Source organism: Streptomyces sp. Y309 (assembly GCF_056712025.1).
In genome coordinates this window covers 4,599,303-4,615,404 of record NZ_CM160048.1, presented here as the reverse complement: position 1 = coordinate 4,615,404, position 16,102 = coordinate 4,599,303, and the positions used below count along the sequence as shown (strand labels likewise).

At 71.0% G+C, this 16,102-nt stretch carries 22 protein-coding genes; 18 read left to right on the top strand and 4 right to left on the bottom strand.

Annotated elements, in window-relative coordinates:
- Positions 1–182: 182 nt before the first annotated feature.
- From AC0KTA_RS18520 to AC0KTA_RS18490, 7 genes are all read left to right on the top strand, one after another.
- On the top strand, positions 183–785 hold the full coding sequence (locus tag AC0KTA_RS18520) for a hypothetical protein (protein ID WP_481056229.1): 603 nt from the start codon (positions 183–185) through the stop codon (positions 783–785).
- A gap of 258 nt (positions 786–1,043) precedes the next feature.
- On the top strand, positions 1,044–1,322 hold the full coding sequence (locus AC0KTA_RS18515; protein ID WP_481056228.1) for a hypothetical protein: 279 nt from the start codon (positions 1,044–1,046) through the stop codon (positions 1,320–1,322).
- Positions 1,323–1,543: 221 nt separating this feature from the next.
- Positions 1,544–1,795, top strand: coding sequence for a chaplin (locus AC0KTA_RS18510; protein WP_481056227.1), 252 nt, complete (start codon positions 1,544–1,546; stop codon positions 1,793–1,795).
- A 215-nt stretch (positions 1,796–2,010) separates the two neighbouring features.
- Positions 2,011–2,514: a DUF5949 family protein gene (locus AC0KTA_RS18505; protein WP_481056226.1), complete on the top strand. Its 504-nt coding sequence runs from the start codon at positions 2,011–2,013 to the stop codon at positions 2,512–2,514.
- A complete protein-coding gene (locus AC0KTA_RS18500; protein ID WP_481056225.1) occupies positions 2,514–3,191 on the top strand; it encodes a vitamin K epoxide reductase family protein in 678 nt (225 codons plus the stop codon). The genes AC0KTA_RS18505 and AC0KTA_RS18500 overlap by 1 nt, the downstream gene beginning before the upstream one ends.
- 128 nt (positions 3,192–3,319) lie before the next feature.
- Positions 3,320–3,709 (top strand): tyrosinase cofactor, encoded by a 390-nt coding sequence (locus AC0KTA_RS18495; protein ID WP_481056224.1) that lies wholly within the window; start codon positions 3,320–3,322, stop codon positions 3,707–3,709.
- An 80-nt stretch (positions 3,710–3,789) separates the two neighbouring features.
- Positions 3,790–4,659, top strand: coding sequence for a tyrosinase family protein (locus AC0KTA_RS18490; protein ID WP_481056223.1), 870 nt, complete (start codon positions 3,790–3,792; stop codon positions 4,657–4,659).
- A gap of 57 nt (positions 4,660–4,716) precedes the next feature.
- Here AC0KTA_RS18490 and AC0KTA_RS18485 read toward each other — a convergent pair whose 3' ends face one another.
- On the bottom strand, positions 4,717–4,995 hold the full coding sequence (locus AC0KTA_RS18485) for a chaplin (protein WP_481056222.1): 279 nt from the start codon (positions 4,993–4,995) through the stop codon (positions 4,717–4,719).
- A 251-nt stretch (positions 4,996–5,246) separates the two neighbouring features.
- On the opposite strand from AC0KTA_RS18485, the gene AC0KTA_RS18480 reads away from it, so the two are divergent.
- Positions 5,247–5,528: a hypothetical protein gene (locus AC0KTA_RS18480; protein WP_481056221.1), complete on the top strand. Its 282-nt coding sequence runs from the start codon at positions 5,247–5,249 to the stop codon at positions 5,526–5,528.
- A gap of 28 nt (positions 5,529–5,556) precedes the next feature.
- Here AC0KTA_RS18480 and AC0KTA_RS18475 read toward each other — a convergent pair whose 3' ends face one another.
- Complete coding sequence (locus AC0KTA_RS18475; protein WP_481056220.1) at positions 5,557–6,309, bottom strand: M23 family metallopeptidase; 753 nt, start codon at positions 6,307–6,309, stop codon at positions 5,557–5,559.
- 177 nt (positions 6,310–6,486) lie between these two features.
- On the opposite strand from AC0KTA_RS18475, the gene AC0KTA_RS18470 reads away from it, so the two are divergent.
- Positions 6,487–7,350, top strand: a complete 864-nt coding sequence (locus AC0KTA_RS18470) for a GAF domain-containing protein (protein WP_481056219.1) — start codon at positions 6,487–6,489, stop codon at positions 7,348–7,350.
- The gene (locus AC0KTA_RS18465; RefSeq protein WP_481056218.1) at positions 7,347–8,063 is read left to right on the top strand and encodes an ANTAR domain-containing protein; all 717 of its coding nucleotides are present in this window, start codon (positions 7,347–7,349) and stop codon (positions 8,061–8,063) included. The genes AC0KTA_RS18470 and AC0KTA_RS18465 overlap by 4 nt, the downstream gene beginning before the upstream one ends.
- Positions 8,064–8,427: 364 nt before the next feature.
- On the opposite strand, the gene AC0KTA_RS18460 is transcribed toward AC0KTA_RS18465, so the two are convergent.
- Positions 8,428–9,147 carry a DUF5324 family protein gene (locus tag AC0KTA_RS18460; RefSeq protein ID WP_481056217.1) on the bottom strand — a complete coding sequence of 240 codons (720 nt, stop codon included), beginning with the start codon at positions 9,145–9,147 and terminating at the stop codon, positions 8,428–8,430.
- Positions 9,148–9,491: 344 nt separating this feature from the next.
- Between AC0KTA_RS18460 and AC0KTA_RS18455 the strand changes: the two genes are divergently transcribed.
- Positions 9,492–10,025, top strand: coding sequence for a peptidylprolyl isomerase (locus tag AC0KTA_RS18455; RefSeq protein ID WP_481056216.1), 534 nt, complete (start codon positions 9,492–9,494; stop codon positions 10,023–10,025).
- Between the two features lie 136 nt (positions 10,026–10,161).
- Positions 10,162–11,058: a rhomboid family intramembrane serine protease gene (locus AC0KTA_RS18450; RefSeq protein WP_481056215.1), complete on the top strand. Its 897-nt coding sequence runs from the start codon at positions 10,162–10,164 to the stop codon at positions 11,056–11,058.
- A gap of 308 nt (positions 11,059–11,366) precedes the next feature.
- On the opposite strand, the gene crgA is transcribed toward AC0KTA_RS18450, so the two are convergent.
- The gene (gene crgA, locus AC0KTA_RS18445) at positions 11,367–11,624 is read right to left on the bottom strand and encodes a cell division protein CrgA (RefSeq protein WP_016640722.1); all 258 of its coding nucleotides are present in this window, start codon (positions 11,622–11,624) and stop codon (positions 11,367–11,369) included.
- A gap of 149 nt (positions 11,625–11,773) precedes the next feature.
- On the opposite strand from crgA, the gene AC0KTA_RS18440 reads away from it, so the two are divergent.
- The 6 genes from AC0KTA_RS18440 (at position 11,774) to AC0KTA_RS18415 (ending at position 16,048) form a co-directional block, all read left to right on the top strand.
- Positions 11,774–12,544: a DUF881 domain-containing protein gene (locus tag AC0KTA_RS18440; protein ID WP_481056214.1), complete on the top strand. Its 771-nt coding sequence runs from the start codon at positions 11,774–11,776 to the stop codon at positions 12,542–12,544.
- Between the two features lie 69 nt (positions 12,545–12,613).
- Positions 12,614–13,309 carry a class E sortase gene (locus AC0KTA_RS18435; RefSeq protein WP_481056213.1) on the top strand — a complete coding sequence of 232 codons (696 nt, stop codon included), beginning with the start codon at positions 12,614–12,616 and terminating at the stop codon, positions 13,307–13,309.
- Positions 13,310–13,360: 51 nt separating this feature from the next.
- The gene (locus AC0KTA_RS18430) at positions 13,361–13,519 is read left to right on the top strand and encodes a hypothetical protein (RefSeq protein WP_481056212.1); all 159 of its coding nucleotides are present in this window, start codon (positions 13,361–13,363) and stop codon (positions 13,517–13,519) included.
- Entirely contained in the window at positions 13,516–14,154 is a 639-nt protein-coding gene (locus tag AC0KTA_RS18425) for an aminodeoxychorismate/anthranilate synthase component II (protein WP_481056211.1), read from the top strand. The genes AC0KTA_RS18430 and AC0KTA_RS18425 overlap by 4 nt, the downstream gene beginning before the upstream one ends.
- On the top strand, positions 14,151–15,269 hold the full coding sequence (locus AC0KTA_RS18420; RefSeq protein ID WP_481056210.1) for a class E sortase: 1,119 nt from the start codon (positions 14,151–14,153) through the stop codon (positions 15,267–15,269). The genes AC0KTA_RS18425 and AC0KTA_RS18420 overlap by 4 nt, the downstream gene beginning before the upstream one ends.
- A gap of 35 nt (positions 15,270–15,304) precedes the next feature.
- Positions 15,305–16,048 (top strand): class E sortase, encoded by a 744-nt coding sequence (locus AC0KTA_RS18415; protein ID WP_481056209.1) that lies wholly within the window; start codon positions 15,305–15,307, stop codon positions 16,046–16,048.
- The last annotated feature ends 54 nt before the right edge of the window (positions 16,049–16,102 follow it).

Below are 16,102 nucleotides of genomic sequence, written 5' to 3'. Positions count from 1 at the left end.
CTACTCCGGATGGACGTTGCTCGCCGGGGCATCGGGTGCCCATCCGGCTTGCTTCTCACCTGCGCTGATGCTGTTTCAGCCGAGACGGTGCGGATACGTGCCGTGATCGTTCGGTTGCGGAAAGGCGGTGCCGTTTAGACGGTGATCACAGGATCCGACGCATCACCGAAGGGAAATGACCTATGCGAGCTCTGCCCGTACGGCGTATCGCGACCCCCGTCCTGTGCTCGGCGCTGCTGCTCGGCACCGCGGGGCCCGTCTATGCCGCGTCCCAGGACGACACCGCGCGCGAGGCGGCGCAGAGCGCGCCACAGGCGCCTGTTCCCGGTGCCGACGCGCTCCTGAAGCAGACGGAGGCTCTCGGCAACATCAGCAGTGTCGTCAAGCCGGTCACCGACCTGGTCACTGACGCCGTCAAGGCGGACAACGGGAAGCTGCCGGACGCAGAGCTGACCAAGCACGTCGACGCCATCAAGTCCGCGATCGACTCGGCCAAGGCGGCGGCCCCCAAGGGCGCCCAGCTTCCCGAGGGCGTCCGGGCGCCGATGGACCTCAAGGACGACGCCCTGGCCGCGCTGCAGAAGGCCGTCGACTCGCTCGTCAAGGCCGTCACCGCGGGCGACCCCGCCGCCGTCGCCAAGGCAGTGCCCGCCGTCCTCACCGGCCTGGTCAACTTCGCCGTCGCCACGCTCCTCGGCGGCGGCCTGCCCGCGCCGAACCTGCCGGGCCTGCCCGCGCTGCCCAAGCTGCCGACCGACGGACTGCCCGTCAAGCTGCCCGTCTGAGCCCGCCCCCGCACCTCCGCCACCCGCCGCCCCCTTCGTGACCGGGGCGGCGGGTGGCATCGTCAACTCCGCGCGAAAATACGCCCGTTGATATGAGAATTGCGGGCCGCTTTCATCCCTGAGGGTCGGGGGAAGTTTCCTTCCCAGGGGTTTCCGTACCGTCCTGCGCTCGTTAGGCGTAGTGAACAGAGACGACAGGCAATCGCTGCCTGAACGGTGCCCTCCTGGGCGACCGAAGTCGCCGAAGAAAGGAACACGATGAAGTCCCTCAAGGCTGCCGCTGTCCTGGCCGGGTCCATCGCCGTTGCCGGAACCGCCACCCCCGCGTTCGCGAACGGCCTGACCCCCACCAGCCTGAACGGTGGCCTGGAGACCGTTCTCGGGCAGAACGCGCTGGCCACGAAGCCGGTGAGCACGAACATGCTGGACACCGAGAACAAGGACTCCGTCGTCAACACCGTCTCGGGCGCGGCCGAGGGCCTGAACTCCGGCGGTGGCCCCACGAAGATGCTCGGCGGACTTCCGCTCGGGCAGTAGGTTCACCCGGCCGAGATCGCCCACGAGGTCACCCGGCATGCGCACCTGGCACATTCACTGCGCAGGTTCACTCCGCAAGTTCCGCCGGGCAAGTTCCTCAATTCGCTTGAGCCGACGCGGTATTGGCCCGAACGGGGAATGGGGCCGCCTGGGCGTGTTATTGCGATGTTTTTCGCATTCATGTCCATAGGCTGGAGTAAACCCAAGGAAAGGTTTTGATCATGAAGAATGCCAAAAGGGCCGCCCTGGTCATCGCCGCCGCCGGCCTCGCCGCCGGTGCCGCGTCCGGCACCGCCTTCGCCGGCGGACACGACGGCGCCACCGCCGAGGGCGCGGCGGTCGGCTCCCCCGGCGTCCTCTCGGGCAACGTCATCCAGGTCCCCATCAGCATCCCGATCAACGCCTGCGGCAACAGCGTCAACATCATCGGCCTGCTGAACCCCGCCTTCGGCAACAAGTGCGTCAACGCCTGACACACGACTGACACACCCCTCGGGGCCGCCTCCGCAGCCGGAGGCGAAAGGGCCGGTTCCAGCGCTCGTTCGCCGGACCGGCCCTTCGGCGTCCATGGCCGACCGCGTCAAGCGCGCGACCTCTGTGCCCCCATCGTGTGGTGCCGCGCCCGCGCTCCGCCAGACAGGTGACAAAGCCCGCCGAACGGCCCCCGGGCGTCTATAGCGTGCACCCCATGACCTCAACGTCCAACGAACAGCGCCCTTTCCGGGTGGCCGATCTCGGAACCCTCGCCGTGCTCGCCTGGAGCGGCGAACACCCGGAGGACGAGAAGGACATGGCCTTTCTGCTGGCCTACTCCCTGGGGGACACCGAAGGCGGCCCCGAGGCCACCGGTGAGGCCATGCGCACCCTGCTGCGCGACGAGGGACTGCCCCTCGGCGGCCCGGTCCTCGACGGCGCCCGCACCCCCTCCCTGCCCGTCAGCCTCCTCGTCGAGGCCGAGCAGGCCGTGGTGAACATGCCGCACGTCAGGGCGCAGTGCGTCGTCCCGCCGGAGTGGCTCGCCGCCGTACGCGCGCGCGGCCACGCCTACTTCATGATCACCACCCGGGCCTGGCCCGAGGGCAAGCCCGGCAGCCCCGTCGCCGAGGAGGCGCTGCGCGACTTCGCCGGCTCCGAGGACACCATGCTGAACGCGGCACACTGCCTGCTGCCCGTGCGCAGGCTGCGCGGCTGATGCGCGCCGTCGCACCGGCGGGCCGGGTACCGGCGCAGGGCGCTGCTGACGCCCGGACCGCCGCCCGCACCGCCGCCGCTCCCGAGCCGGACAGCTCCCGGACGGCCGGGAGCGGCCGCGGCCTCGCCCTGCTGCTCGTCCTGACGGGCGCGGCGGGACTGCTCGCCTCCTGGGTCATCACCCTCGACAAGTTCAAGCTGCTCCAGGACCCGGACTACGTCCCCGGGTGCAGCATGAACCCCGTCGTGGCCTGCGGCAGCATCATGAAGAGCGACCAGGCCGCCGCGTTCGGGTTCCCCAACCCGATGCTGGGGCTCGTCGCGTACGCCGTCGTCGTGTGCGTCGGCGTGAGCCTGCTGGCCGGGGCCCGCTTCCCGCGCTGGTACTGGCTGACGCTGAACGCGGGCACGGCCTTCGGCGTCGCGTTCTGCACCTGGCTGCAGATCCAGTCCCTCTACCGCGTCAACGCCCTGTGCCTGTGGTGCTGTCTGGCGTGGGCGGCCACGCTGCTCATGTTCTGGTACGTGACGTCGCACAATGTGCGCCGCGGATTTCTGCCCGCGCCCGCGTGGCTGCGCATGTTCCTGGACGAGTTCACCTGGGTGCTTCCCGTGCTGCATTCGGGGGTCATCGGGATGCTGATCCTGACGCGCTGGTGGGATTTCTGGACGAGCTGAATTCCGTTGATACGACGCCGAGTTCCGGCGCAAGAGTCCGAGGCAAGAGTCCGACGCAAGGGTTCCGAGGCAAGATTCCGCCGAATGAATCCGACGCATGTTTTCGACGCACGGAGGAGAACGTCGCAGTGCCGTCCGTACGCACCGTCCACCGGCTGACGCGCCGCCACCTGATCGCGGCCGCGGCCACCGCCGTCCTCGGCGCCGTCGGTGCCTTCCGCGGGCTGCGCGAGCCGGACGAAGAGGGGCAGCCGGAGGCGCCGGGCGGCCCGGCCTTCGACGAGACGTACCGGGGCCGGCGCATCCAGGGCGAGCCGACCACCCGGGGCGGCGCCCACGGCCCGGAGAGCTGGCAGGTCACCGTGGACGGGCAGCCGCTCGGCCTGATGCGCCGCGCCGACGGCGGCTACCTGAGCATGCTCGACCACTACCAGTCGTACGCGACCCCGCTGGCCGCCGCCCGCGGCGCGGTCGACGAGCTCGGCACGTACCAGACCCTGAGCGGCCGCCTCCACTGAGCCTTGCCCCGCACCCTTGACCGGGAACGGGCGGACGGCCGGATACCGGCGGACGAGCGGAGAACGGACGGACACCGACCGTGGTGTACACCCGCAAGAACCAGAACAGCCTGAGCCGCGGTGAGCGGCGCCGGTTCGTCGACGCCGTGCTGCGGCTCAAGCGCAGCGGCGAGTACGACGAATTCGTGCGCACGCACATCGACTTCTACGTCTCGGACGGCGAACACCGGCTCCGCGTCGCCCATATGACCCCCACCTTCCTGCCCTGGCACCGCCGCTTCCTGCTCGACTTCGAGCGGGCCCTGCGCCGGGCGGACCCGGGCGTCACCGTGCCGTACTGGGACTGGACGAAGGACCGCACGCCCGCCGCGTCGCTGTGGGGCGAGGACCTGATGGGCGGGACCGGCCGGCGGGGCGACCGGCGGGTCACGACCGGGCCGTTCGCCCGCCGCAACGGCTGGGTCGTCAAGGAGGGCGTCACCGACGGGGACTTCCTCACCCGCGAACTCGGGCGCCCCGGCGACCCGCTGAAGCTGCCGACCCGGCAGGACGTGGCGTGGGCGATGGCGGAGACGGTGTACGACGTGTCGCCCTGGGACTCCACCTCGCCGCGCGGCTTCCGCAACCGCCTGGAGGGCTGGACGTCCGCCACCGGCAGCGAGCGCTGGCGCAACCACAACCGGGTGCACCGCTGGGTCGGCGGGCACATGCTCGGCGGCGCCTCCGTGAACGACCCGGTGTTCTGGCTCCACCACGCCTTCGTGGACCTGCTGTGGACCCGCTGGCAGCGGCTGCGGCCGGACTCGGACCCGTACCTCCCGGCGAAGCCGCCCTCGGTGGGCGAGCCGCAGTACCGGCGCATCGTGGCGCGCCGCCAGCCGATGCCGCCGTGGCGGAGCACGCCGCAGGACATGCTCAGCCACAAAGGGATCTACCGGTACGCCGAGTAGTGTGCCCGCACACAGGGAAGCCCCCGGTCGGCGCCGGGGGCTTCGCTGCGCTTCGGGTCAGTGTCCGTAGCCGTGGTGTCCGTAGCCGTGGTGGCCGCCCTTGTTTTCGCACTTGTTGCCGAAGGCGGGGTTCAGCAGGCCGACGATGTCGATGGTGTTGCCGCAGGCGTTGATCGGGATGTTGACGGGGATCTGGAGCACATTGCCCGAGAGGACGCCGGGGGAGCCGACGGCCTTGCCCTGCGCGCCGGCGTCCGCCGTGGCCAGGCCGGCGCCGCTGAGCACGACGGCACCCGCGCCGACCGTGACAGCGACTGCCTTCGCGATGCGAGACATCACGTTCTCCTTTGACTGGGAAATGCGACCGCATAGGGGCGACCGCAGTTCCTCTAACGCCCGGTGTTGACACGAGGTCACGGCGGATGGGGCCGCATGGATTCGTGCGGGACGAGAACTCGTGCGGGGGCGGACGGAATTCCAAAGGCGTATGTTCGGGTGCCCGGAAATGTGTCGGCGCGAGGTGCGCTCCATGAGTGACAGTGCCGCGCGGACCGTATCCTTCACCGGGCCCGGGCGTTTTTCAGGACATGACATCAGCACGCCGACTCATGGCCGCCGTCTCGCTCGCCGCCGGTGCCGCGGCGCTGACCGCGCCCGCCGCGCACGCGTCCACCGGCGCTCAGGCACAGCCCGGGATCTCCATCGTGGAGACCCTCGACGACCTGCAGTCGTCAGGAATGCCCGCCAAGCACCGGCGCCAGCTGCCCACCGTGGCCAGCCAGCTCAGCGGCATGAACCAGCTCCACCAACTGCACCAGCTCACCGACCTGGTGGCGCCCGTGACGAACGCGCTGCCCGCCGTCGGGTAGCCCGCGGCGGACGGCCCCGGACAGCCGGCTACAGCAGCCGCACCCCTCGCCTGGCCAGGTAGGAGACGGGGTTGATGTCCGATCCGTAGCCGCGCCGGGCCCGTATCTCCAGATGGAGGTGCGGGCCCGTGGCACGTCCGGTGGCACCGCTGTAGCCGATCCGGGTGCCGGTGCGGATGCGCTGCCCCTGGCGCACCGAGATGCGCGAAAGGTGCCCGAACACCACGTACCGCCTGTCCCGCATGCGTACCGTCACGGCCTTGCCGTACGCCCCCGACCAGCGCGCGAGCACCACGACGCCGCCTGCCACGGCGTACACGGGGGTGCCGCGCGGCACGCCCAGGTCGATGCCGGTGTGGTGCCCGGCGGCCCAGTTGCCGCGCACGCCGTAGCGCGAGGTGACGCGGTAGCGGCGGCGCAGCGGCCGGGTGTAGCGGCCCCTGGGGCGCTCCGGTACGGCGGCGAGTCCGCGGCTGTCCTCCTCGGGGAGCAGGGCGTCCGCGGCGGCGAGATCCGCCTCGAACTCCTCGTCGAGGTCCGCGACGCACCAGTCCTCCTGCGCCGCCCGCAGCTCCTCCCCGTAGGCCCACTCCTCCCCGGAGGGCCAGTCGGCCTGCTCCTGTGCCCAGTCGTCCTGCCCCTGTGCCCAGTCGTCGTCCGCGGCGGCGGGTGCCGCCATCGCTCCTGACAGCGCCCCGCCGGCCAGCAGTCCCGCGGCAAGCCCGAGCGCGTCCCGTCGTGTGGTGCCCGCTTCGCGCGGGCCGTCTATGCCGTAGCCCATACCTGCAAGGACACTCGCGACGGCCCGGTCGCGCACGGCCGGTTGGGCCGCATGGCGTAAGGGCCGGGGGGCCGGGGCCTCGGGGTGACGGGCGGCGGGGTGTGCCATCCGGCCGACGTGGGAGGAGAGGCCCGAATCCGCCCACTGGGGCGGGAAACCCGGGCGTAGGCTTCGGACGTGACCCCGGGCGACGGCCAGGCCGGCCAGGCGGCCGCCGCGTGGCAGCGCGCGGCGGCGGCACGTGAGCGCGCGCACCGTGCCGAGGAGTCCGCCGGACGGCACGACGCGTGGGCGGCGGAGCCGGGGCAGTCGGTGCACGGGGACACGGCCGCGGCGCTGCGCCGGGTCGCGGCTTGTCACCGCTCGTCGGCCCAGCTCCAAGAGGCCTTCGCCCGGCGCATGGTGCGGTGGGGGCAGGGCGGCGGTGCGCGGCCGCGGTTCATGACCGGCGTCGCCGACGCGTGCGGCGCGAGCAGTGCGGCGCTCACCCTGGTCGACGCCGCGCAGCGTCAGCTGGCCGTCGCCGCCTCCGACGAACTGGCCCGTACCGCCCAGGACTTGGAGTTCATGCTGGGCGAGGGCCCCACCAAGGACGCGACGAGGAGCCGCCGTACGGTGGCCGCCTCGCACGCGGCCATCGAGGAGCGCTGGCCCTGCTGCGGTCCCGCGCTCAGGGCGCTCGGTGTCCGGGAGGTCGCCGCCATGCCCCTGTTCACGTCGGACGTCTGTCTCGGGGCGCTCGCGGTGTTCGACCCGCGCCCCGGGCTCGTCCGCAGCCGGGGCTTCACCGACGTCGTGGGCGCGCTGACCGGCATGGTGCTGCTCGACCCGGACGCCGACCCCGAGCTGTACGGCGGGACCGACCACCGGGACGTCGTCCAGCAGGCGGCGGGCATGGTGTCCGTACACATCGGCCGGACCGTCGACGACGCGCTGACGCTCATCAAGGGCCGCGCGTTCGCTCTCGGCGTGCCCTTGGAGACGCTCGCGCGGGACATCGTGTCCGGTGGTCTCAGGCTCACTCCGGAGGGGCGGTCATGACGACGCCGCGGCAACGTCTCGCAGACATCTTCGTGGAACTGGCCGGCGGCACCCCCGACGCACCCCTCGACGTCCCCGTCCTGCTCTCCGCGCTCGCCGACCGCAGCCGGGAACTCGTCGGCGCCCGCGCCTGCGGTGTCCTGGTCGTCCCGGCGGGTGCCGCGTCCGGCGAGGTCTACGCCTCCGAGGCCGGGGCCAGGGACCTGGTCCGCTACGCCCACCATCGCGGCCAGGGCCCGGGCCCCTACTGCCGGGAGACCGGGAAACCCGTGCCCAGGACCGACTTGAGGGGTCCGGTCGCCCGCCAGCGCTGGCCCCAGTACATTCCGCGTGCCCTCGGTCTCGGCTATACGGAGGTCGCGGCGCGGCCGCTGCGCGGGCGTGAGCGGACCGTCGGCGCGCTGGTGCTCTTCGGCACCGATGACCAGCCGCTCACCGACGAGGCGCTGGCGCTCGGCCAGTCGCTCGCGGACGTCGTGGCCATCGCGCTGCTCCGGGACCGTGAACTCCACCGCAGCCGCACCCTGGCCGGGCAGCTCGAGCACGCGCTGACCAGCCGTACCACCATCGAACAGGCCAAGGGCGTGCTCGCGGCCCAGCGGTCGCTCTCCACGGTCGAGGCCTTCGCGCTCCTGCGCGGGTACGCGCGTGCGCGGCAGCGGAAGCTGACGGAGGTGGCGCGGGAGGTGGTGGAGGGGCGGCTCTGGCTGTGAGCCGCCCCTCCGGAGTTCGGTGCTTGACGGGACAGGGGTTCATGCCGGGTGCTCGGGTCGGGGAGCTCCGGCAGAGAGCACGGGCCGGGGAGCCCGTGCTCTGAGCTCGTCTCGTGAGGCCGTGCTCGGGCCGGGAAGCCAGCCGGGAGCTCCGGCAGGGAGCACGGGCCGGGAGCTCGGGCCGGGAAGCCCACGCGCCGAGCCGCGGTCCTGCCGGTCCTCACGGTCCTGCCGGTCCTCACGGTCCTGCCGGTCCTCACGGTCCTGCCGGTCCTCACGGTCCTGCCGTTCCTCACGGTCCTCCCGCGCGCTGGGGTTCAGCCCCGCTTCCTGGAAGGAGCCCAACCCGCGCCTCGCGTGGGGTTCAGCCCCGTTCCTCGCGGCCCTCCGCGCCCGCGTCCGCGTCCGCCTCCGCCTCGGCCTGCTTGGCCTGGACCTCTGGGTCGAGCGACGTCTGGCCGCTGCCGTCGACCGAGGTCAGCGGCGCGCGGTCGGGGACCTCCGTGGCGGCGGGGGGCTCGACCAGCCAGTCCGGGTTGGCCTGCTTGTCCCACCACTTCCAGAGGGCGGCGGCGCCGGCCGCGAGCACGCCCAGGACGGCCAGGCGCTTGGCCAGCCGCCCGGCGCGGGCGCGGCGCTCGTGCCGGCGGGCAAGACGCTCGATCTCCCGCGGCGTGACCTGCCCGCGCAGCGCGGCGAGCGCGGCGGCGCCGCGGGCGGCGGCCTCCTCGCGGGCCGGGCCCGCCACGGCCACGGCGTGCTCGATGCGCGGCTTGGAGAAGTCGGCGGCCTGCCGTGCCGCCTTACGGGTGCGGACGGCGGCCTCGTGCGCCGCGTGGTCGACCTTCGGCGGCACATGGCTGCGCGCCTGTTCCACGCGCGGCGCCAGGTGCGAGTCGAACTGGACGCGAGCCTGGTCGGCGGCCGTGTGCGCGGCGTGCGACACCTTCGGGGCAAGCCGCGCCCGGGCCTCGTGCGCCACGTGCGTCGCCTTGTCCGCGTACGGTGCCACCGCGTCCGCGGCGTGCCGCACGCTGTCCTTCGCCGAGTGGGCCGCGGCGCGCACGCTCTCTTTGCGGGTCACGGGATCCTCCTCCTTGGTGGCGTATAGGTATGTCACCTTTCCACCCTTTCCGGGATCATGCCTGCCGGATGGATCCGGGGCATGCGAGGACGGGCATCCGGGTCATCGGCCGCTGCCCGTGAACGCGCTGGGACCTGAGGGAACTCGCTGGGACCCGGGGAAACTCGCTGGGACCCGAGGGAACTCGCGGAGAACTCGCTGGGAACGCGATCAATTCGGTACAAGCGGAGCTTGTCGACGACAATGCCACGGATCCCGGCGGCGCGCGCCCACTCGGCGGCTACTCGTCCCAATCCGGTCCGTGCGAGGATCGGGGTGTCACAGAGGACAACGGAAGGCAGATCGTGGCTGAGCAGCTTTACGCCACCCTCAAGACCAATCAGGGCGACATCGAGATTCGGCTGCTGCCGAACCACGCTCCGAAGACGGTCAAGAACTTTGTTGAGCTCGCCAAGGGCGAGCGCGAGTGGGTGCACCCCGCGACCGGCAAGAAGTCCACGGACAAGCTGTACGACGGCACGGTCTTCCACCGGGTGATCAGCGGCTTCATGATCCAGGGCGGCGACCCGCTGGGCAACGGCACCGGCGGTCCGGGCTACGAGTTCGGGGACGAGTTCCACCCGGACCTGGCCTTCAACAAGCCCTACCTGCTGGCGATGGCCAACGCGGGCCCCGGCACCAACGGCTCGCAGTTCTTCATCACTGTGTCGCCGACGGCCTGGCTGACCGGCAAGCACACCATCTTCGGCGAGGTCACGAGCGACGCCGGGAAGAAGGTCGTGGACGCCATCGCCGGCACCCAGACCAACCCGCGCACCGACCGCCCGGTCAACGACGTCGTGATCGAGTCCGTCGTCATCGAGCAGCGCGAGGGCTGAGCGCCGACGCGTGCTCTCCGGGGGGACGCCCGCGCGGCATGCCCCCTGAGGGAACCAAACCGCCCCGCCCATCCGTAGAGGAAGGGCGGGGCGGCGCGTTCACGACGTCCTTCGTATGGAGAATGAGGGGACCGCAATGGACCAGGCGCCAGGGAGCCCGCAGGAGCCGCGGGACGCGCAGGGCCCGCCGGCTTGCTACCGGCATCCGGACCGCGAGACGGGCATCACCTGCACCCGCTGCGAGCGGCCGATCTGCCCGGAGTGCATGATCAGCGCCTCGGTCGGCTTCCAGTGCCCCGAATGCGTCCGCGGCGGCTCGGGCACCGGGCACCCGCCGGCCGCCAGTCAGCCGCGCACGATCGCGGGCGGCACCATCGCCCAGGACCCCCGGCTGCTCACGAAGATCATCCTGGCGCTCAACCTGCTGGTGTTCGTCGCCGTGCGGGTGCGGGGCGACAGCCTGCTCAACGACCTGGTGCTGATCGGCCAGTGGCCGCCGCACCCGTTCGTGCCCACCGAGGGCGTCGCCGACGGCCAGACGTATCGCCTGGTCACGTCGATGTTCACGCATCAGGAGATCTGGCACGTCGCGTTCAACATGCTGGGCCTGTGGTGGCTCGGCGGCCCGCTGGAGGCGGCGCTCGGCCGCGCCCGGTATCTCGCGCTCTACATGCTGTCGGGCCTCGGCGGCAGCGCCCTGACCTACCTGGTCTCGGACGCGAACCAGGCCTCCCTCGGCGCCTCCGGCGCGATCTTCGGCCTGCTCGGTGCGACGGCCGTCCTGATGCGCCGCCTGAACTACGACATGCGCCCCGTCATCGCGCTCCTCGCGCTGAACCTGCTCTTCACCTTCACCTGGAGCGGCATCGCCTGGCAGGCACACGTCGGCGGCCTGGTCGCCGGTGTGGCCATCGCCTACGGCATGGTGCACGCCCCGCGCGAGCGGCGCGCCCTGGTGCAGTGGGGCACGTGCGCGGTGGTGTTCGCGGTGATCGTGGTCACCGTGGTGCTGCGGACGGCCCAGCTCACCTGACGTGCGCGGACCGGCGCGCGCACCCTCGTTGTCCACAGTCTGTGCCCGATCTTGTGCACGAAGTGGGGAACGGGTGTTCCTCGCCTCGCCGGTCCGGGTTTTCCCAGGCAGGACAAGGGGTGTGCGCGCCGGTGCGGTGAGCGGGGCCAGTCACACCGGCGTCAACCTCCGGAGAGTTATCCACAGATCTTCAGACCTTTCCCCAGGTCTGTGGATGGCAGTGCTCGCGCTGTGGATAACTCAGGCCAGGGCTTGCGGAGCGGGCTCTCCCATGACTCGCGGAGCGGGCCCTCCGGTGAGTGGAAGCGTTACTTCCACTGCGTGGAGACGCCGAAGCCCGCGGCGATGAAGCCGAAGCCGACGACGATGTTCCAGTTGCCCAGCGGGTCGATCGGCAGCTTCCCGTCCGTGACGTAGAAGACGACGATCCAGGCCAGGCCGATGAGGAACATCGCCAGCATGACCGGGGCCACCCAGCTCCGGTTCGTCAGCTTGATGCTGGTCGCCTTCTTCGACGACGGCGGCGTGTAGTCGTCTGCCTTCTTGCGGATACGTGACTTCGGCACGAGGGTCTCTCCTGTCGATGCGCTGCGTGGCCGCGCAGGGAACGGGGTGGGGCGCCGGGGCCGGAACTACGGCACAACGGTGGGCGAAGTCCTCCCCCGGGCGTCCGTTAGCGTAGTGCTTCCGCGGCGGTGAAGGAGATAAGGGTACGTTGAGCAATTCTGCCGACTTCCCGGGAGGGCAGGGCCGGGGCCCCCGCTGGCGGCCGGTGCGGCTGCTCACGATCGCCGTCTTCGCCCTCGCCGGCCTCATCTTCGTCACCAGTTTCAACACGGCCAAGGGCACCAACATCCGCACCGACGCCTCCCTGTTGAAGCTCTCCGATCTCATCCAGGAACGCAGCCGCGAGAACAAGGACCTGGAGGACTCCAACGGCTCGCTGCGCGACGACGTCGACTCCCTGGCTCAGCGCGACAGCCCCGGCACCAAGGCCGACGACGCCCGCCTCAAGGCCCTGGAGAAGAACGCCGGCACCAAGAAGCTCAAGGGCGACGCCGTCACGGTCACCCTCGCCGACGCCCCGCCCGACGCCACCGCCAAGCTCCCCGGCTACCCCGAGCCCCAGCCCAACGACCTGGTCATCCACCAGCAGGACCTCCAGGCCGTGGTGAACGCGCTGTGGCTGGGCGGCGCCGAGGGCATCAAGGTCATGGACCAGCGCCTGATCTCCACCAGCGCCGTGCGCTGCGTCGGCAACACCCTGATCCTCCAGGGCCGCGTCTACTCACCGCCGTACAAGGTCACCGCCGTCGGCGACCCCGACAAGCTCAGGAAGGCCCTCGCGGCCTCCCCGGAGATCCAGAACTACATGCTGTACGTCAACGCCTACGGGCTCGGCTGGAAAGTCGAGGACGACGGGGCGGTGACTCTTCCCGGCTACTCGGGCACAGTGGATCTCCACTACGCGAAGCCCGTGGAGTAAGCGCGTACGCGAAGCCCGTGGAGTAGCCGAGCCGGCGGAGCCTGCCGCCGGCAGCCGCTGGGGGAGCTTGTGTCGGTACGAGCAGTCGTCCGGACGTTCAGCGAACTGTGCATCACCGTGGGCACCGTGATCGTGCTCTTCGTCGTCTACGTCCTGTTCTGGACCGGCGTGAAGGCCGACCGGGCCATGGACAGCCAGATCGACCAGTTGCAGGACCAGTGGGCGCGGGGATCGGTCGCGGCCCGCACCGACGACAAGCCGGCGGATGCCTCGCCGCCGGAGCCCGCCCCGTACCGGGACGGCAAGCCCTTCGCCGTCATGTACGTCCCGCGCTTTGGTTTCACGTGGAACAAGCCCGTGCTCCAGGGCACCGCCACCGGCACCCTCAAGAAGGGCCTCGGCCACTACGCGCGCACGGCCCAGCTCGGCCAGAAGGGCAACTTCGCCGTGGCCGGCCACCGCCGCACCTACGGCGACCCCTTCAAGGACTTCCCCGAGCTGCGCCCCGGCGACGCCGTCGTCCTGACCGACGGCACCACCTGGTTCACGTACCGCATCGACAAGAAGCCGTACCGGACGCTGCCCGGGGACATCGGCGTCATCGACCCCGTACCGCGCAAATCCGGCTATCGCGAGCCCGGCCGCTATCTCACTCTCACCACCTGCGAACCCGAGTGGGGCCACAGTCACCGCCTGATCGCCTGGGCCCACCTCGATGCCACCCAGCCGGTGGAGCAAGGGAAACCCGACGCACTGCGCCGTTAGTCTGGTGCTCTACGGCGCCGCCCTGTGGCGCCTGACGACGGAAGGGACGGCATGTACGGCTGGATCTGGCGGCATCTGCCCGGGAACGCGTGGGTGAAGGCGCTGCTCTCGCTGCTGCTCGTCCTCGTGGTCGTCTATGTGCTGTTCCAGTACGTGTTTCCCTGGGCGGAGCCGCTGCTGCCCTTCAATGATGTGACGGTGGACGAATGAGCGCCCGCATTCTTGTCGTCGACAATTACGACAGCTTCGTCTTCAACCTCGTGCAGTACCTGTACCAGCTCGGGGCCGAGTGCGAGGTGCTCCGCAACGACGAGGTCGAGCTCCGGCACGCCCAGGACGGCTTCGACGGCGTGCTCCTGTCACCGGGGCCCGGCACCCCCGAACAGGCCGGTGTGTGCGTCGACATGGTCCGCCACTGCGCCGCGACCGGCGTGCCCGTCTTCGGCGTGTGCCTGGGCATGCAGTCCATGGCGGTGGCGTACGGCGGCGTGGTGGACCGGGCGCCGGAACTCCTGCACGGCAAGACCTCGCCGGTCGAGCACGAGGGCAAGGGCGTCTTCGCGGGCCTGCCGTCCCCCTTCATCGCGACCCGCTATCACTCGCTGGCCGCCGAGCCCGCGACGGTCCCGGCCGAGCTCGAAGTGACCGCGCGCACGGCCGACGGCATCATCATGGGCCTGCGCCACCGCGAACTGCCCGTCGAGGGCGTCCAGTTCCACCCCGAGTCGGTGCTCACCGAACACGGCCACCTCATGCTCGCCAACTGGCTCGTGGAGTGCGGGGACACCGGGGCCATCGCCCGGTCGAGCGGGCTTGCCCCGGTGGTGGGCAGGGCCACGGCGTGACCGCGCACGGTGGCGGGGACGCCGCCGGGGCGGGGGAGCATCCGTCGCCGTGGTTCCGCAGCGGGTCGGCTCCGCCGGGTGGGGAAGTTCCGCCGGGCTCGGAGGGCCCGGATCCGGAACTTGTGGGCTCTGCGGAGCCGGTCGGCCCCGGGGTCCCCGTGGACGACGAAACCATCGGTCTGCGTACGGCGGACACGCGCCGCATAGCGGGAGCCACGGCAGGAGCCGGTACCGGAGCCGATGTCGGGCAGCCGGGGGCGGACGCGGAGGCCGTGGTCCCCGGAGGGCGGGCCGCGCGCCGCAAGGCCGCCAAGCACAAGGGGCGCCGGGCCTCCGCGCATGGTCGTACGAAGCCCGCGGCCAAGACCCCCGCGCCGCCCACCGGCGAGGACGGCCGCCCCCTCACCCGCGTGGAAGCCCGCCGCGCGGCCCGCGCCGCGAAGCCGGGCCCGGCCACCGTGGCCAGCCGTGCCATCGGCGAACTCTTCATCACCGTGGGCGTCCTGATGCTCCTCTTCGTCACGTACCAGCTCTGGTGGACGAACATAAGGGCCCAGCAGCAGGCCGACGAGGCCGCCCGCAAGCTCCAGGAGGACTGGGCGAAGGGCAAGGGCAAGCCGGGGACGTTCGAGCCCGGCCAGGGCTTCGCCCTCCTGCACATCCCGAAGCTGGACGTCGTCACGCCGGTCGCCGAGGGCATCGACAAGCAGAAGGTCCTCGACCGGGGCATGGTCGGCCACTACAACAAGGGCAGGACCAAGACCCCGATGCCGGAGGCGAACCCCGGCAACTTCGCGGTCGCCGGACACCGGAACACCCACGGCGAGCCATTCCGCTACATCAACCGCCTCGAACCGGGCGATCCGATCGTCGTCGAGACGCAGGACCGGTACTTCGTCTACAAGATGGCGAGCATCCTGCCGCAGACCGGGCCCGGCAACACGAAGGTGCTCAACGCGGTGCCGCCGGGCTCCGGCTTCACGAAACCCGGCCGCTACATCACACTGACCACCTGTACCCCCGAGTTCACGAGTAAGTACCGAATGATCGTGTGGGGCAAGATGGTCGAGGACCGGCCACGGGCCAAGGGCAAACCGCCCGCGCTGGTCGACTAGGGGCCAAGGACGCATGGACAGACGGGGCAGGTGCAGTGGCAGCCACCACCGACGAGGACGAGCAGCAGCGGACCGGGGAGTCGAAGCCCGCGCCCGCGCCGCGGCAGCGCGGCCGCGGCCGTATCGCGACGGCCGTCAGCGTCTTCGGTGAACTCCTCATCACCGCGGGCCTGATCCTCGGCCTGTTCGTCGTCTACTCCCTCTGGTGGACGAACGTCATAGCGGACCGTGAGGCCAAGAAGCAGGGCAACCGCGTCCGCGACCACTGGGAGGCCAAGGGGCCTGGCGCCATCGACACCAAGGACGGCATCGGCTTCCTGCACGTACCCGCGATGAGCGGCGGCGAGATCCTGGTCACCAAGGGCACCAACAGCAAGACCCTCAACCACGGCGTCGCCGGCTACTACACGGACCCCATCAAGTCCGCCCTGCCGCAGGACAAGAAGGGCAACTTCACGCTGGCCGCGCACCGCGACGGCCACGGCGCGAAGTTCCACAAGATCGACAAGATCGACGAGGGCGACCCGATCGTCTTCGAGTCCCGCGACAAGTGGTACGTCTACAAGGTCTACAAGACCCTCCCCGAGACCTCGAAGTACAACGTCCGCGTCCTGGACCCCATCCCCAAGGAGTCGGGCGCGAAGAAGGCGGGCCGCTACATCACGCTCACCACGTGCACCCCGGTCTTCACGTCGAAGTACCGCTACGTGGTGTGGGGCAAGCTGGAGCGGATCGAGAAGGTCGACAGCGAGCGGACGCCGCCGCGGGAGCTGGACTGAGCGTCGTCGACGTATGAGGGCCCCGGCACCTGATGGTGCCGGGGCCCTCATACG

What these genes read in the sequence shown, in the direction of transcription:
- AC0KTA_RS18520 (WP_481056229.1), top strand. Translation starts at nt 183, where the DNA reads ATGCGAGCTCTGCCCGTACGGCGTATCGCGACCCCCGTCCTGTGCTCG.
- AC0KTA_RS18480 (WP_481056221.1), top strand. Translation starts at nt 5,247, where the DNA reads ATGACATCAGCACGCCGACTCATGGCCGCCGTCTCGCTCGCCGCCGGT.
- AC0KTA_RS18465 (WP_481056218.1), top strand. Translation starts at nt 7,347, where the DNA reads ATGACGACGCCGCGGCAACGTCTCGCAGACATCTTCGTGGAACTGGCC.
- AC0KTA_RS18425 (WP_481056211.1), top strand. Translation starts at nt 13,516, where the DNA reads ATGAGCGCCCGCATTCTTGTCGTCGACAATTACGACAGCTTCGTCTTC.
- AC0KTA_RS18450 (WP_481056215.1), top strand. Translation starts at nt 10,162, where the DNA reads ATGGACCAGGCGCCAGGGAGCCCGCAGGAGCCGCGGGACGCGCAGGGC.
- AC0KTA_RS18510 (WP_481056227.1), top strand. Translation starts at nt 1,544, where the DNA reads ATGAAGAATGCCAAAAGGGCCGCCCTGGTCATCGCCGCCGCCGGCCTC.
- AC0KTA_RS18430 (WP_481056212.1), top strand. Translation starts at nt 13,361, where the DNA reads ATGTACGGCTGGATCTGGCGGCATCTGCCCGGGAACGCGTGGGTGAAG.
- AC0KTA_RS18500 (WP_481056225.1), top strand. Translation starts at nt 2,514, where the DNA reads ATGCGCGCCGTCGCACCGGCGGGCCGGGTACCGGCGCAGGGCGCTGCT.
- AC0KTA_RS18475 (WP_481056220.1), bottom strand. Translation starts at nt 6,309, where the DNA reads ATGGGCTACGGCATAGACGGCCCGCGCGAAGCGGGCACCACACGACGG.
- AC0KTA_RS18515 (WP_481056228.1), top strand. Translation starts at nt 1,044, where the DNA reads ATGAAGTCCCTCAAGGCTGCCGCTGTCCTGGCCGGGTCCATCGCCGTT.
- AC0KTA_RS18505 (WP_481056226.1), top strand. Translation starts at nt 2,011, where the DNA reads ATGACCTCAACGTCCAACGAACAGCGCCCTTTCCGGGTGGCCGATCTC.
- AC0KTA_RS18485 (WP_481056222.1), bottom strand. Translation starts at nt 4,995, where the DNA reads ATGTCTCGCATCGCGAAGGCAGTCGCTGTCACGGTCGGCGCGGGTGCC.